Annotated in this window: 15 protein-coding genes; 13 read left to right on the forward strand and 2 right to left on the reverse strand. The window is 51.3% G+C overall.

Annotated elements, in window-relative coordinates; genetic code table 11:
• The first annotated feature begins 95 nt into the window (after positions 1-95).
• The 13 genes from ACMWL8_RS01100 to ACMWL8_RS01160 all read left to right on the forward strand — a co-directional run bounded on the left by ACMWL8_RS01100 (position 96) and on the right by ACMWL8_RS01160 (position 13,604).
• Positions 96-2,636: a type VI secretion system Vgr family protein gene (locus ACMWL8_RS01100; protein WP_246893631.1), complete on the forward strand. Its 2,541-nt coding sequence runs from the start codon at positions 96-98 to the stop codon at positions 2,634-2,636.
• A complete protein-coding gene (locus tag ACMWL8_RS01105) occupies positions 2,617-3,129 on the forward strand; it encodes a hypothetical protein (protein WP_045261119.1) in 513 nt (170 codons plus the stop codon). The genes ACMWL8_RS01100 and ACMWL8_RS01105 overlap by 20 nt, the downstream gene beginning before the upstream one ends.
• 75 nt (positions 3,130-3,204) lie before the next feature.
• On the forward strand, positions 3,205-3,759 hold the full coding sequence (locus tag ACMWL8_RS01110; protein ID WP_074147927.1) for a hypothetical protein: 555 nt from the start codon (positions 3,205-3,207) through the stop codon (positions 3,757-3,759).
• Positions 3,760-3,762: 3 nt separating this feature from the next.
• Positions 3,763-4,839, forward strand: a complete 1,077-nt coding sequence (locus tag ACMWL8_RS01115; protein WP_045261117.1) for a hypothetical protein — start codon at positions 3,763-3,765, stop codon at positions 4,837-4,839.
• Between the two features lie 73 nt (positions 4,840-4,912).
• Entirely contained in the window at positions 4,913-5,353 is a 441-nt protein-coding gene (locus tag ACMWL8_RS01120) for a DcrB-related protein (protein ID WP_045261116.1), read from the forward strand.
• A gap of 3 nt (positions 5,354-5,356) precedes the next feature.
• Positions 5,357-9,835, forward strand: a complete 4,479-nt coding sequence (locus ACMWL8_RS01125; protein WP_045261115.1) for an RHS repeat-associated core domain-containing protein — start codon at positions 5,357-5,359, stop codon at positions 9,833-9,835.
• A gap of 381 nt (positions 9,836-10,216) precedes the next feature.
• Positions 10,217-10,423 (forward strand): hypothetical protein, encoded by a 207-nt coding sequence (locus ACMWL8_RS01130; RefSeq protein WP_045261114.1) that lies wholly within the window; start codon positions 10,217-10,219, stop codon positions 10,421-10,423.
• A 566-nt stretch (positions 10,424-10,989) separates the two neighbouring features.
• A complete protein-coding gene (locus ACMWL8_RS01135) occupies positions 10,990-11,235 on the forward strand; it encodes a hypothetical protein (protein ID WP_038416206.1) in 246 nt (81 codons plus the stop codon).
• Between the two features lie 146 nt (positions 11,236-11,381).
• Complete coding sequence (locus ACMWL8_RS01140; protein WP_045261113.1) at positions 11,382-11,864, forward strand: hypothetical protein; 483 nt, start codon at positions 11,382-11,384, stop codon at positions 11,862-11,864.
• Between the two features lie 26 nt (positions 11,865-11,890).
• Positions 11,891-12,301, forward strand: coding sequence for a hypothetical protein (locus ACMWL8_RS01145; RefSeq protein ID WP_235428254.1), 411 nt, complete (start codon positions 11,891-11,893; stop codon positions 12,299-12,301).
• A 147-nt stretch (positions 12,302-12,448) separates the two neighbouring features.
• Positions 12,449-12,829: a hypothetical protein gene (locus tag ACMWL8_RS01150; RefSeq protein ID WP_045261112.1), complete on the forward strand. Its 381-nt coding sequence runs from the start codon at positions 12,449-12,451 to the stop codon at positions 12,827-12,829.
• A 16-nt stretch (positions 12,830-12,845) separates the two neighbouring features.
• Complete coding sequence (locus ACMWL8_RS01155; RefSeq protein ID WP_038416203.1) at positions 12,846-13,211, forward strand: hypothetical protein; 366 nt, start codon at positions 12,846-12,848, stop codon at positions 13,209-13,211.
• 99 nt (positions 13,212-13,310) lie between these two features.
• The gene (locus tag ACMWL8_RS01160) at positions 13,311-13,604 is read left to right on the forward strand and encodes a YciI family protein (RefSeq protein ID WP_038416202.1); all 294 of its coding nucleotides are present in this window, start codon (positions 13,311-13,313) and stop codon (positions 13,602-13,604) included.
• 54 nt (positions 13,605-13,658) lie between these two features.
• Here ACMWL8_RS01160 and ychF read toward each other — a convergent pair whose 3' ends face one another.
• Together ychF and pth are read right to left on the reverse strand one after the other, a co-directional pair.
• Positions 13,659-14,753 carry a redox-regulated ATPase YchF gene (ychF, locus tag ACMWL8_RS01165; RefSeq protein WP_003856650.1) on the reverse strand — a complete coding sequence of 365 codons (1,095 nt, stop codon included), beginning with the start codon at positions 14,751-14,753 and terminating at the stop codon, positions 13,659-13,661.
• 126 nt (positions 14,754-14,879) lie between these two features.
• Positions 14,880-15,464 carry an aminoacyl-tRNA hydrolase gene (pth, locus tag ACMWL8_RS01170; protein ID WP_008499504.1) on the reverse strand — a complete coding sequence of 195 codons (585 nt, stop codon included), beginning with the start codon at positions 15,462-15,464 and terminating at the stop codon, positions 14,880-14,882.
• Positions 15,465-15,662: the final 198 nt, after the last annotated feature.

A 15,662-nucleotide genomic window follows, 5' to 3' on the forward strand; every position in this document is an offset into this window, starting at 1 on the left:
CAGCTACTCATTATCAAACCAGCAGCGTTTACGCTTTGCGTATTGAAATGAGTTAACTTCTGGCACTGAGATTAGTCCATAGTGGAATAATGATTATGCTCAACCGAATTACCGTTCAGCTCCCGGTGGAGGGGCTGCTTTTCTGGAAACTCTCAGGCCGCGAGGCGATGTCCGAGTCGTTCGCGCTGACGCTGACCGTACTCGGCACGGACGCGCGCATTGACCGCAGTAAGCTGCTGGGCCAGCCGGTCACGGTGACCATCCCGACGCAGAGCCTGCTGACCTCCCGCTATATTAACGGCAAGATTACCCGCGTGGCGGTGAGCGCCGTTGAGCTGACGGGCACCCGCTATGCGGTGTACCAGCTGACGGTGGAGCCGGACCTGTGGCCGATGAAACGCGACCGCAACCTGCGTATTTTCCAGGGGCAGACGGTGCCGCAGATTGTGAAAACCCTGCTCGGTGAGCATCAGGTCAACGTTGAGGATAAACTCACCGGCAGCTACCGGGTCTGGGACTACTGCGTGCAGTATCAGGAGTCGAGCCTGGACTTTATCAGCCGCCTGATGGAGCTGGAAGGGATTGCGTATCACTTCAGCCACGATGCGGACAAGCACACCCTGGTGCTGACTGACGCCGCCACGCAGCATCAGCCGTTCAGCGGCTATGAGGTCATCCCGTACCACCAGACGCCGTCCGGCGGCAGCACGGACGAAGAGGGTATCAGCCAGTGGGCGCTGGAGGACAGCGTGACGCCGGGGATTTACAGCCTCGACGACTATGACTTCCGCAAGCCGAACGCGTGGCTTTTCCAGGCCCAGCAGAACCCGGCGTCGCCGAAGCCGGGCAGCATTGACGTGTACGACTGGCCGGGTCGCTTTGTGGACAAAGGTCACGGGGAGTTCTATGCCCGTATCCGTCAGGAGCGCTGGCAGGTGGAGCATCAGCAGATTCAGGCCACCGCCACGGCGGCGGGGATAGCGCCAGGGCACACCTTCACGTTAACCAACGCGCCGTTCTTCAGCGACAACGGGGAGTATCTGGTGACGGCAGCGGGCTACCACTTCGAGGAGAACCGCTACGCCAGCGGCGAGGGGGAGACCATACACCGTACCGATTTCACGGTCATTCCGTCGGCGGTGGTTTACCGTCCGGCGCAGAGCACGGCTTGGCCGCGCACCTACGGCCCGCAGACCGCGAAGGTGGTGGGGCCGAAGGGGGAGAGTATCTGGACGGACAAATATGGCCGGGTGAAGGTGAAGTTCCACTGGGACCGGCTGGCGAAGGGCGATGACACCAGCTCCTGCTGGGTTCGCGTGTCGAGCGCGTGGGCAGGCCAGGGCTACGGCGGGGTGCAGATCCCGCGCGTCGGCGACGAGGTGGTGGTGGACTTTATCAACGGCGACCCGGACCGTCCGATTATTACCGGCCGTGTGTATAACGACGCGAGCATGCCGCCGTGGGCGCTTCCGGCCGCAGCGACGCAGATGGGCTTTATGAGCCGCACGAAAGGGGGCTCTGTGGACAACGCCAACGCCCTGCGCTTTGAGGATAAAGCGGGTGCAGAGCAGGTGTGGATCCAGGCCGAGCGCAACATGGACACCAGCGTTAAAAATGATGAAACGCACAGCGTCGGCGGGGCGCGCAGCCATTACGTGAAGAAAAATGAGCTGCATCGCGTAGAAGCGAACCAGACGCAGGCCGTGAAAGGTGGCACCGAGATCCTGACGGGGAAAGGCAAGCTGGATGCGGCGGTCGAGCAGTATGTTATTGCATCCGGGACGAAGCTGCGGCTGGTCTCAGGTGAAAGCGCCATAGAGCTTAACGCTAACGGCAAGATTAACCTGATCGGCAAAGAGTTTAACTTCTTCGTGGAAGGGGATGGTTATATCACCACGGGCGGTAAGCTGCACCTGAATACCTCGGGAACCAAGCCGGGCACAACGGCGCCGGGTTCTGGGCATAAAGGGGATATTGATGCGGCGGTGCAGGCGAAATTTACGCCGGGAAAGGAGAGTAAGGCTGGTGTGGCTGCCAGCGCACCAGCCGAAACCTCTAAAAACGCTACGCCTCCAGCATCCAATGTTTCTTCAAGCGGATATGGAAAGGATGTAGATAGTCTTGTCGATAAATCACCGACGATGAAAAATGACATAGCGACGTTAAAGAAACGAGGCTGGACATTTGAAGAAGGTGAAGCAGGCAAGGGGACGTTTGCCAATCGTCAAAAGCGCGTTATTACCGTTGATAAAAATGAGCTCGGTAACCCGAATGCAGTCGTTCAGTCTCTGTCACATGAAAGTGGTCACGCTTTATATGAACCCAACATTGATTTTTCTTCGCGCGACGCCTATCTCAACAGCACACTCAGTGATGAAGGCGCTGCAACGTTGAACAATATCCGGGTCCAACGCGAAATCATAGCCAACAAGGGTGGGGATATAGGTATTGCAGGCAATCCGGCAAATCAGACACAATATAATCGTATCTATGATTCTCTCGAACGTGGGGCTATAAAGGAAAGTGAAGCGCGTACGCAGATAGGCCGTATCTTTGGCAAAGGCGAACAAACGTCTACCACAGGGCAATATTACGAAGATTATTATGGCGGTTGGTATGATAAAAATTATCCATAGTCTAAAAACGGGTGCGGTGCTTGCGGCTTTATTAACGACGGGAATGGCAGGAGGTAACATGCAGAAACAGGATCTTTGGCAGTTCATTGCAGAAATGAGCGCATCACTCAAAACATTGTCCGTTAACAGTCTGGATAACGCTCCGTTGTCATTCAAACTAACGAAACAAAATGAATATATCAATTTCTACAATGCCGACGATATCAAACTGGCGGATGGAACGAACATTACTGCAATTGATTTACGTTTAAGTAAAGAAAGTGACGGGATGGCACCGTTACTGAATTTTTCACCGTCCGGCCAGTGCATCACTCTCGACACTGTTAAAAAACATTATCCGCAACTGACGTTAACTGATTATCCACGAGGCCGTTCGGAGAACGAAGTGACCAGTTATACAGCGCTAAAGGATATGAATGGGCAAAAAATAAGCTTCAGTTTCACGGTAAAAAAACCTGAATGCTTGGGTGGGGTCGCTATTAGCGCTGACTAAAAATGTTTATTTCATTACTCACTGCTTTTTAAAGTAGTGAGTAGCATAATATTTATCCAGCAAATGACGATTAACGTGAAAAAACGCCTTTCTGTCTCTCTTTTTTTTACCCTCATGTCTACCTTTCTGAGCAGTTATGAAGTAATGGCCCAGACTATGCCGCTCATTCTGGCTAAAGATGATTTTTCTCTGCAGTTAAACGACCAGATTGTGGCACTGGGTGAGAGATGGACTCCTGAGGTTGCGCGTAAAATTGCAGTTTCTGTGGAAGGTAGTTTTGTCGGTGAAGTTCCTTTTGACGGAACGAACTATAAATTCTACCAGCATCAGAAGACTGGGTTAAGAATATTCAGTTCCAATCTCTGGTGGGATAAAACCGAGCGAAGTGTTGACGATTATATTGTGGCGCAGATTACGTTAACTGCTCCGGATGGCAAAACAGTTCGCGGGATCCATATTGGTTCAACAATAAATGAACTTAATAAAGCTTACGGCAGTGGTCAGGTCGAAAATGATTCCGGGGAGCAGTGGGTTTCCTATGAATTGGGTAAGAAATTGCTCTCTTTTGAGCTTAAAGACAGTAAGGTTGTAAAAATAACAATGAATTACGAAAATGGTACTTCAGAGTGAATTATGGCCAAAAAATATCTGGCAGTCGTTTTGTTCACGGCGTTATTGACAGGCTTCGTTGAAACCACAACGGCGCTTGAATTATCGCAATATAATAAGCTCGATACGGTCAGTCACATCGTTAACGACAGCGAAGTGACAGACAATCTCAGGAAAACGCTGGGAAATCATTACCAGACCTTTATTGATAACTTTGATGTCTTCGGTGAACCGCATACCACCACAGGTGGCGGATTGTTTGTTGAAGGTTGGTTAAAAGATCTCTATCAGGAGAATGCATCCGCGCTGGTCATCAATCCTGACGGCAAAATCTTTGCAGCCTGGGTGGTTCCGACGTCGGACGTTATTCATTACCAGTCTTCTGTCAATAGCACGGTTATTCATGCCGATATTCAGCAGTGGGCCGCCAGATTTAATGTGAAGCATTTTGCAACGTTCGGCCAATCAAAACTCGTGTTTGACGGGGAGTGGGCTGGCGAATTCAAGAAAGACTCGACGTTAACCCTGCGGTTAGCTGAATCAGACAACCGGATCACCGGCTCTTATTGCTATATCTCCCAGAGAGGAAACCGCATAGATTGCCCGGAAGATGATGAGCAAAATCTTAGCGGTACGATCGCTGGCAATCGTGCCAGCGTTGAGTTCAACTCATCGTTTGGCGGCGTAGGCGGACGGGCTGTTCTGGAAATAAAGGGGCGTGAAATGGAATGGCGTTTAGTTACTCCTCCTCAAAATGGAAATTACTATGCCCCGCTGCGATATACGTTACGTAAAGCCGCTTCGGTTCAAAACGCGGAAACCAGAAAACTGGACACCGATAAATTCGTTATTTCGCTTATAAACAAATGCGGCCATTTTGAGAGCAAATGTGACGAGATGGTTTATCTCGGCGTGCGCAAAAGCGATAACAGTACCATCTCCTTAAGGGGTAAAACGTTACACGACTCCGCAGGCAAAATAATCGGCTCAACGTACAAGAATGGCGAGATCGCTTATACCGTGACGTATGCACCTGTGAAATTGGTTGTCAGCAAAGGCAGTCATGTTTTAGTCGAACAGTCAGGTCAGTGGCTTAAATAAAACAGTCAGCCAAAAGGCCAGCATGGATTGGCCTCTTTTGTTTCTCTCAATATTAATCATCCCGAGTTCACTTATGAAATACACCCTCCAGGAAGGTTCATTTTCCCTTTTTCCTGCTGCCTGGCAGGATAACAGCATGAACATCATTCGCGATGACGAAAGCGGGCTATCCGTGGTGGTCAGCCGCGGCGTGATTCCCGATGGCAGCGACTACAAAAAAGAGTTTCACCGCCAGTGGGACGTGCTGCGTCCTCAGATGGGTGAGATTGCCCAGAGCGAATTCCGGAGCGTAAAAGCCGGGCCAGATGGAAACATTAGCGGCCTGGAAGTTGAGACCACCTTTGACCGCAACGGGCAGCGCCTGTGGCAAAAACAGCTGGCCGTGCAGACGCCGGGCAAACCGGTATTGATGATTTTTACCCTCTCAGCGCTCAGAGCATTCACTGAAGAGGACGAGGTGCGCTGGAGCGCGCTTAAGCAGAGTCTGACGCTAAACGACAACCGGAATGTGTAAGGCATGAGCGATAACAACGCGGCCCGTAAGGGCGACGAGATTATTCACTCCAGCATTTTTGCTGACATCACCAGCATCGTGGCGGAAGGTGCCGCCTATGCGGTGATCGGTGCGGCGGTAGGGCTGGCGGCTACGGCGGCCGCGCCACTACTCGGTGCCGGAGCCGCCGCAGCGGGCGTGGCGGCGATTGGGTCCAGCTGTCTGTTAAGCGGAATTATCGGTGGTGTGCTGGCGAACGTGGCGGGGATCACCGACGATATTAGCAACGCCGCTGAGGGGCTAGGCAATGCGCTTTTCCCGCCGTCGCCTGCGGGCAAAATCACCACCGGTTCGAATAACGTTCTGACCAACGCAATCCCTGCCGCGCGCGCGGCAGGCACGCTCACGCCCGCCGATACCCCACCCCCTGAGCCGCAGTCGCCGGGCAGCTTTGCCGATTACGCGGGCATGCTGCTTTCCGCCGCCGGACAGTTTGGCAGCGAAATGTGGCAGCCGAGCGTGGCCTCTGCAGCTGCGGGAACCTCGCCGCTGGAAGAAGACAAGGTGGCGTGTGAAAAACACTCCGGGCCGCAGTATCTGGCGGAAGGCTCCAAAAGCGTCTTCATCAACGGCCAGCCCGCGGTGCGGGCGAAAGATCGCACCACCTGCGAAGGCACCGTTTCCGACGATGTCTCTCCTAACGTGATCATCGGCGGGGACACGCTCACGGTCCGCGATATCAAAAGCGGTAAAACGCCGGGTCTGGCGCTGGGGATGATTGCGCTCTCCCTGCTGCGCGGGCGTCCGGGCAAGATCCTGAAAAACATGCCCTGCGCGCTGGCGGCGGCAGGCGGCGGGATGCTGGCGGATATGGCGGTGAATGCCGTGTTTGGCTCCTCGCACCCGGTACATGCCGCCACCGGCGTGAAGGTGCTGAATGACGACGACGAGCTCGACTTCTCGCTACCGGGGCGCTTTCCACTGCGCTGGCAGCGCAGCTATAACAGCCTGACCACCCGCGAAGGGCTGTTCGGTCTGGGCTGGGCTACAACCTTTGACAGCTATCTGACGCTGGAAGATAACAATGCGACCTGGTTCGATGAAACCGGTCGCGAGCTGAGCTTTGAACTGCCGCCGGTCGACCGCGCGTTTTACAGCATCAGCGAAGGCATCATTATCCGCCGCAATGAGAACGGCGACGTGGCGATTGCCGACGACGACGGCGCGGTGTGGCGTCTGTATAAACCAACCCGGGCGAATCCCTCCATCCTGCGTCTGGCCTCCCTCAGCGATGAATACGGCAACGCGCTGCTGACGGCGTGGGACGAGCACGGCAGGCTGATCGGTCTTCACGACGAGCCGCGGGCTATCGACGTCACCCTGCGCTATGAGGATGAACGTTTCCCGCAGCGGGTTACCGCAGCCAGCCATTTCGACGGCAACCAAACCTGGCCGCTGATGCAGTGGGGCTACGATGCGCGCGGCCAGCTGGCGAGCGCGACGGATGCCTCCGGCGTGGTGACGCGTGAATACCGTTACAACGACCACGGGCTGATGGTCTGGCACCGCTTGCCGGGGGGGCTGGAGAGCGAATACCGCTGGAAACAATTCGATCACTGGCGCGTGGTGGAAAACCGCACCAGCACCGGCGACGGCTGCCGCTTTAGCTACGATTTAGACGCGGGGCTGACGACCGTCGAGCACTACGACGGCCAGACGCGACGCCACTACTGGAACGCGCAGAATCTGATTGTGCGCTACGTCGACGAGCGCGGTGAAAACTGGCGCTACGAGTGGGACGATAACGAGCTTCTGACGCGTCGCATCGATCCGCTCGGCAACGCCGTCACCTTCGTTTACGACGAGATGGGCAACCGGGTTCAGGAGACCGACGCCGACGGCAATACCCGCACCACTACCTGGCTGGAGCACCGCGCGCTTCCCTCGGCCATTATCGAAGCCGACGGCAGCGCCACCCGCTTCTGGTACGACGAACACCACGGGCTGAAGCGCGTGGTGGATCCGCTGGGGCAGACCACGAAGCTGCGCCGGGACGAGTTTGGCCAGGTTGTGGAAGAGGTCGATGCCGCAGGCAACAGCCGCTATCAGGAGTACAACGAGGCCGGACAGGTTGTCCGTTCGACGGACTGTTCCGGGCGTGTTACCCGCTATCGCTATCATCCGCTGGGCTGGCTGGTGGCTGAGACAGGCGCCGACGGTGAAGAGACGCGCTACCGCTACGACGCCGCAGGGCGCCCGGTGCAGCTCGATCGCCCGGAAGGCTGGACGGAGTCGCTCAAATGGAACGAACGTGGCCTGCCGGTGAAGCATGCGGGCGCCGACGGGAAAGAGAGTGAGTTCAGATACGATGCGGCGGGGCGCTTAACCGCCACCCGTAATACGCAGGGTGAAGAGGTCCGTCGCCGCTGGGACAGCCGCGGGCGTCTGATTGCCCTGGAAAACGAGAACGGCGAAGCGTACCAGTTCCGCTGGGGCGCTGACTCGCTGCTGCTGGAAGAGGTAGGGCTTGATGGCGTGGCCTCACAGTATCGCTATGACGCCTGCGGACGCACGATTGCGCGCACCTTTGCCGCCGGTCATCCGGAGGCCATTACCCACGCCTTCGCCTGGAGCGCGAGCGGTCAGCTGGTCGCCCGCACCACGCCGGAAGGCCAGACCCGCTACCACTATACCCCGTCCGGGCTTTTAAGCCGGATTGGGCTGCATCCTGCGCTTGCAGCCGACGCGTGGACCACCGAGGCAGAGCAGGAGCTCGCCTTTGAGTATGACGCGCTTGGTCGCGTGACGCGCGAAGCGGGCGAGCATGGTGAGCTGGCGTGGGAATATGACGCGCTGGGCAACCGCATCTCCGTCACGCTGCCCGATGGCCGCGAGCTGAAGCAGTTCTACTACGGCAGCGGGCATCTGCTGAGCATTGCCCTCGATAAGCTGTCGGTCTCCGATTTTACCCGCGATGAACTCCACCGCGAGACCAGCCGCACCCAGGGGCTGCTGACCACCCGCAGCGAATACGACCGCCTGGGTCGACTGCATCGCCGGGACGTCTTTACCGGCAACGCCCAGCGCCCGTCGCCGCGCCGCTGGTCCCGCCGCTGGGATTACGACTACCGTAATAATCTGGTTCGCGAAGAGCGGGACGATAATCCGTTCAGCTGGTACCGCTGGCAGTACGACAACGCCGGGCGCCTGCTGGTGCAGGACGGCACGCTGCCCGGACAGGAGCAGTGGCGCTGGGATGCAGCCGGTAACCCGCTCGAAGGATCTGCTGAGAAGGTCACGCACAACCGCCTGACGCAACTGAACGGCATTCGCTGGCGCTATGACGTCCACGGACGCACCGTGGAGAAAGATAACGGCCAGACCCGCTGGCACTATCGCTACGACGGCGAGCACCGTCTGACGGAGGTGATCAGCCAGCCGCGGGACCGCAACAGGCCGCAGACGCAGGTCAGCTTCCGCTACGATCCGCTTGGTCGCCGTATCAGCAAAACGCGACGCCAGATGCTGGGTGGACAGCCAACCGGCAAGCCGGTCACCACCCGGTTTGTCTGGGAAGGGTTCCGCCTGCTGCAGGAAGTTCACGGGGATGTGCCGCTCACCTACGTCTACAGCGATCAGGACAGCTACGATCCACTGGCGCGTATTGACGGCGCTGATGACCCGGAGATCTTCTGGTTCCACTGCCAGCCCAACGGCACGCCGGAGCGGATGACGGATATCGAAGGGCAGGTGCGCTGGGAAGGTGTGAACAGCGCCTGGGGCAAGCTGCTGCGGGAAAGCGAGACGCAGGTATCAGGATATTCTCAGAACCTGCGTATGCAGGGGCAATACCTGGACCGTGAGACAGGGCTGCACTACAATCTGTTCCGGTATTACGACCCGGACTGCGGACGGTTTACGCAGCAGGACCCGATAGGGCTGGCGGGGGGGATTAACCTTTACCAGTATGCGCCGAATGCGCTGGGGTGGGTGGATCCGTGGGGGTTAAGCCGTGAGTGTAGCGGTAAAACGAAACCTGATTTCTACGTCGGTCCAGCGGGGCCAAGCGCTACAATGCCTTCTACAGCCTATCGCTATATGAGGTACCTTGAGGATGACGGTACTATTAATGCATGGGTGCCTAAAACATTTGAATCCAAATCCGCACCAGTCACTTATTTTGGTTTTGATAAATTAGACTCCGGCCGCACAGTAAGAGATGCATTCCAGATCAAAGGAGCAGATAAATTGAATCCACTTGATCCTTTGGATAAATCATGGAGTGATGGACGTCTTAGAGCTGAGTTTGATACGCTTCAATTATATGAAAATGGTGTTCCGCAAGTGCGAACCCCGAGAATGTTCGGCGATAGACCAGGAGCGCCACTTGAGCCGTTTACTAAGGCATACCCTGAATACGGCCAAGGTAATGTTCAACAGCTGCATGCTGAAAATAGAGTTATTAATTTCGACAAGATTGATATTCTGCCAGAGGAACCATGATAAATTTACAATCTTATAATGAAGTGTTAGATTTCCTGGAGCTGTTTTTTCAAAAATATATTCTTGATTCTAATTGTTTGCAGGATATGCAATCTATTTTAGATGATTGTCGAAAAGAAAAAATGGTGGCTATTCGAGCTATAGACTCATGTTTTATGGAATATAGGCGAAAGACTCAAGATTATAGAGTCCCTACTCATGAGGAACAGGAGATATGGAAACAGTTGTTCAATATATGGCAGTAAAATATTAAATAAAAATGGCTGGATGGATTTTTACTTAATATCCCGTATTATTTTGCTAAGGTTATGCTATTACCATCGGTGTCAGGAGGTAATCTGTTTTTTTCGAATGTGTTATTAAAATTCAGGAGTAAAATGAATGACAGTGGAAAAGTTAAGAAAGAATCTTGTTTTTTTAATAAAAAAATATGTTCGGGAAAGTCAACAGGAAGCATTTTATGATGACATATCAAAGCCTGATGTGCCAGTGAAAGGTATTTTAGCTGACTTTAATAAAGTCAAAACAAGAACCGTTGATGAAGCGGATGGAGATTTGATACGTGATATTTACTTTTATTTTTGCTAACTATTAGTTATACGGGGAATTGATTTTTTCAGGTTGTTTATTATGTTTGTTTTTTTATGGGAGGTGAGTAGGTTGATGCATGGGGAAGGGTAAATGACTCTTGACTCGTCCCAATCCTTACCCTCCCCTATGAGGGACATTAGAAATATATTAATTACAGATTTTATTTTATATATCACGCATTATGCTGATTTCCTTCTTTTAACTTTATTCAAAACCTGTTCGCCGCTGATGATAATCCGTTCGAAGGGCGATTGAAAAAATTACCCATAACCGCCTGCTGCAGGAGGTGCACGGGGACGTGCCGATGACCTAAGTATACTGCGACCAGACAGTGATGACCCGTTGGCACATGCTGACGACGTTAATGCCCCAGAGATCTTCTGGTTCCACTGCCAGCCCAACGGCACGCCAGAGCGGATAATGGATATCGAAGGGCAGAAGCGCTGGGAAGGGGCGAACGGAGCCTGCGTAAGCTACTGCTGGAAAGCGAGACGCAGATATCCGAGTATCTCCAGAATTGGATGTGCCAAACAAACCAGTGTATGAAATCAGGGATGCCTATCATGAATTACGATTCATATAATGAAGTACTCGATTATCTCAGGTTTTTTTTCAACGAAAGAGTGGATTCATCAATTTATTTAGAAAAACTAATGACTTTGATTGAAGGATCTCGCACTGAAAAAACGGTGATAATAAGAGCAATTTATGAAACGTACATGCAGTATGTAAAACAAAGTAGAGATGGCATAAAAATTAACGCTGAGGAAAAAGAAATGTGGATTGACTTATTGCACCATTGGCAATAAGACTTTATTGTTATGCGGGTGTCATTGTAAATGGTTATAATAAATATAATTTGTACGCGGAAAATGCTCCTCATATGGATGTTCTCATGTTGAGTCGATTATATTATTAAGATCTTGTCAGACAATAAAAAGTAAATCAGGACAAAATGATTAAATTAAAATTTAAACCGATTACAGGTGAACTAAATCTTGATGATCTGCCTTTGGAAATTGATACTGAAGAAGGCTTTTGTAAGTGTGATTTATACCGCGAATTAGTAAAGCACAAAGCCGTTAAGAAAACCATGCCAAATCACTACCTTGTTGACTCAGCAGTGTTTTCCGATAAAGAATTTCAAGTTACTATACGCCCAGTGTGCTATGGTTTTCCTTTTATGCTTCATCTTGTTGATAAAAACAGTCAATACTATAAAGCATTAAATGATTGGAATGCTCGAACTAATATTCACATACTAAATGAATCAGTAAAAAGTTTGTCTGATTGGCTGAAAGAATCACTAAACCTGGACACGCCTGATACCATGGAAACAGACATCATTAGGTGGAACTTTGCGTGGGGGCGGGTTTCAGTCTCATATGAGACAAAGTCGTTTAATCATGGGATATATATAGTTTGGAATATAACGTAGTCACTTCCAGACAAGGTTGTTTAGATATGTTAGAAATGAAACTTGATGTTCATACTGGATTTGTAGCAATTAACAACTACCCAATCGAATTAAAAGATGTTGATACTTTTAAAAATTCCGCATTTTACAATTTCTTCTCGCCATTGGCTAAAATAGGTCCTTTTTATTTCGCTATCGATAATATTAAATGGAAAGATCAAATTTTCATTTTGGAACTGAGGCCCTCAGCATTTTCTTTTACTCCATCATTATTCCTTACTAGTAAGGATGGGAATTTTTATAAAACGCTAGAGGATTGGGATAAAAGGGCTAGTCTGAGTAATTTATCGGATGAGCAGCAACGCTTGACAGCCTGGGTTGAGAGTGAAATAACCTCAAAGCCTAAACTTAAAATTACAACCCCCCCATATGGAATTCAATGGGAGCATGAATGGTGAAGTATTGTTGTACAGTCTAATGAAAAAAGCTTCGATTGTGGTATTTATATCGAATGGAATATTTGATTAAACAATGTTATTAATTAATAAAACCCCTCATTTCCTTCTCGCCTTACTTTTTTATTAATAAAGTTAAAGTCTAAAAAAATGAAAATAACTAATCGACTGAAAAAGAAGATATTAGTCCTGGATGGCATTGATAATGACTTTATAGATTATGGCGCAAAAGTAGCATGCCCTGAATGCGAGGGTGTAATAGTCTATTCCATCGTAAACTCATATGAGTTTGACTCGCTCTCTGAAGAGGTAAAATACTTTTTGGTTAAGAAAATGAGAGGAGTGAAGCTTGTTAGCGATCATAATGAATTTAGCTATGATGAAAGCCAATTACATGTTTCGAAAAAAGCATGTTCAAATTGTTTAAAAGAATTTTCTACTGTATTAACGTATAAAGAAGTGCAGCCAGCCCGATACCGGGTATATCTTGTGGGGCTTTTTGAAGGTGATTTGAAACAGATCAAACTTTAAACGTTGAGGTTTACCAATGATTGAAAATCTCATTTTTATTAAAGAAAATGACCTGGTTCAATGGGTATGTGGTGCAAGTAACATACTGGTTAGTATGCCGTTTTTAGACTATGCAATGGTCGACTCAACTCGCCAGTTAGTCTTTACGTTAAGCGAGCCAAAGCCATTACCAACCGTTTTGACCATCTTCAATGCGCAGGGCGAAAAACTATTTTGGTCTGCACCTCCTGAAGGCGCATTTTTCTATTACTTAACTTTCAACCTGTCAAAGGAAGTGGTTGTGGTCTGTAGCTATGCGGAAAAGCAAAACGGCTGGCATGAGTGGTTTTATTCCTGGGATATGAAGCGTAATGCTTTGTCTCAATTGGGCCCAGCGTATTAACATCAAAAGCGCCAAAAAACGATAACAATAACCGGTAGCCAAAGAGGGCCGAATAAGCAGTTCCAACAAGCGGTTTAAAACAGAGCTAAGAGGCAAAGGATGAGTACGGTTTACATTGTCATATTGACCTATATCAAACCCCTTGAAGAGGTTGACGCAGCGATACCTGCTCATGTGGAGTGGCTAAAAAAGGGGTATGCAGAGGGGATATTTCTGGCATCGGGTAGACGGATCCCAAGAACCGGTGGAGTCATACTCGCTAAATGCGAGAGTCTGGTCTCTCTCGAAGAGCGCTTGCGCGAGGATCCCTTTCAGGCGTTGAAGCTTGCGACTGCCGAAATCATTCCCTTCGAACCAAGTATGAAGGCAGAACTTTTAGACAATGTGTTTTGACCCCCCAATAAAAAAATCCACGCCAGGGCGTGGATTTTTTTTATTCAAGACGACTCAGACGTTGAACAGGAAGTTCATTACGTCGCCATCTTTAACGATATAATCTTTCCCTTCCGCACGCATCTTGCCTGCTTCTTTCGCGCCTTGCTCACCCTTGTAGGTAATGAAGTCTTCAAACGCGATAGTCTGCGCACGAATAAAGCCCTTCTCGAAGTCGGTGTGGATCTTACCGGCCGCCTGAGGCGCAGTCGCACCCACAGGAATCGTCCACGCACGCACTTCTTTCACGCCTGCGGTAAAGTAGGTTTGCAGGTTCAGCAGCTCATAGCCCGCGCGGATCACGCGGTTCAGGCCTGGCTCTTCCAGACCCAGTTCGGCCATGAACTCTTCACGGTCGGCGTCGTCCAGCTCGGCGATATCGGACTCAACGGCTGCGCAAACCGCCACAACCACAGAACCTTCCGCCGCGGCGATTTCACGGACTTTGTCCAGGTACGGGTTGTTCTCGAAACCGTCTTCGTTAACGTTGGCGATGTACATGGTTGGCTTCAGGGTCAGGAAGCTCAGGTATTTGATCGCCGCTTTGTCTTCGTCAGTCAGGTTTTTCAGCGCGCGCAGCATGCCCGCATTTTCCAGCTGTGGCAGGCATTTTTCCAGCGCAGCCAGTTCCGCTTTCGCGTCCTTGTCGCCGCCTTTGGCTTTCTTCTGCACGCGGTGAATCGCACGTTCGCAGGTGTCGAGGTCAGAGAGCGCCAGCTCGGTGTTAATGACGTCGATGTCGTCAGCCGGATCCACTTTGTTATTAACGTGGATGATGTTGTCGTTCTCGAAGCAGCGCACAACGTGGCCGATCGCTTCGGTTTCACGGATGTTGGTCAGGAACTGGTTACCCAGACCTTCGCCTTTGGAGGCACCCTTCACCAGGCCCGCGATGTCCACGAACTCCATGGTGGTTGGCAGAATGCGCTGCGGCTTCACAATTTCCGCAAGCTGGTCCAGACGCGGGTCCGGCATTGGCACCACGCCGGTGTTCGGTTCGATGGTACAGAACGGGAAGTTCGCCGCTTCGATACCCGCTTTGGTAAGCGCGTTAAAAAGGGTGGATTTGCCCACGTTTGGCAGACCGACGATACCGCATTTGAATCCCATTTCTAAATCACCTTAATATCTTGATAATCAATCCGTTAACGATAACCGATTGATGAAAAGTAAATAACTACGCCTATTATACACGTAACCCGCATGACGCGCGGTAAAAAAGCCGTATCGGGCGGATTATTGCGCTTTGAAAGCGTGTAAGCGATTTGTCGCTTTAGTTAAGCCGTCTTGCAGCCAGATTTCAGTGCAGCGCGCCGCTTCGTCTACCGCCTCGTCAATCAGTTTTTGTTCGGAAACCGGGGGTTTACCGAGCACGAAACCGACAACTTTGTTTTTATCGCCCGGATGGCCGATTCCCACGCGCAAACGGTGGAAATTCGGGTTATTGCCCAGCTTGCTGATGATGTCTTTAAGACCGTTGTGGCCGCCGTGCCCGCCGCCCAGCTTGAATTTTGCTACGCCAGGCGGGAGATCCAGCTCATCGTGGGCGACCAGAATTTCATCCGGATTGATGCGATAAAACGTTGCCATTGCCGCCACCGCTTTACCGCTCAGGTTCATAAAGGTGGTCGGCACCAGCAGGCGAACATCCGCGCCAGCAAGGTTGATACGTGAGGTGTAGCCGAAGAATTTAGGTTCTTCACGCAGGGGAGCACGTAACCGTTCGGCCAGCAGATCGACGTACCAGGCTCCGGCGTTGTGGCGGGTGGCCGCATACTCCGCGCCCGGGTTGGCGAGGCCGACAATCAGTTTAATCGTCACGATTCAATTCCTAATGGGTTCCAGATCTGGCGCGTAGTTTACTGTCTGGCGCGCCGCTTGACAAAATTCTGCGTTCGTCACAGCGAGAAGCAAATAATTACTTATCTGAACAATTAGAATTTCAAGTTGTTCAACATGTTATTTGTAAATTTTTGTCTGGGAGTTATCTGTAATTGTGATCATTCACGCAACTCATAA

The organism is Enterobacter sp. 04-C-12-SI-ECC, from assembly GCF_047530715.1.
In the GTDB taxonomy this organism is placed as follows: domain Bacteria; phylum Pseudomonadota; class Gammaproteobacteria; order Enterobacterales; family Enterobacteriaceae; genus Enterobacter; species Enterobacter bugandensis.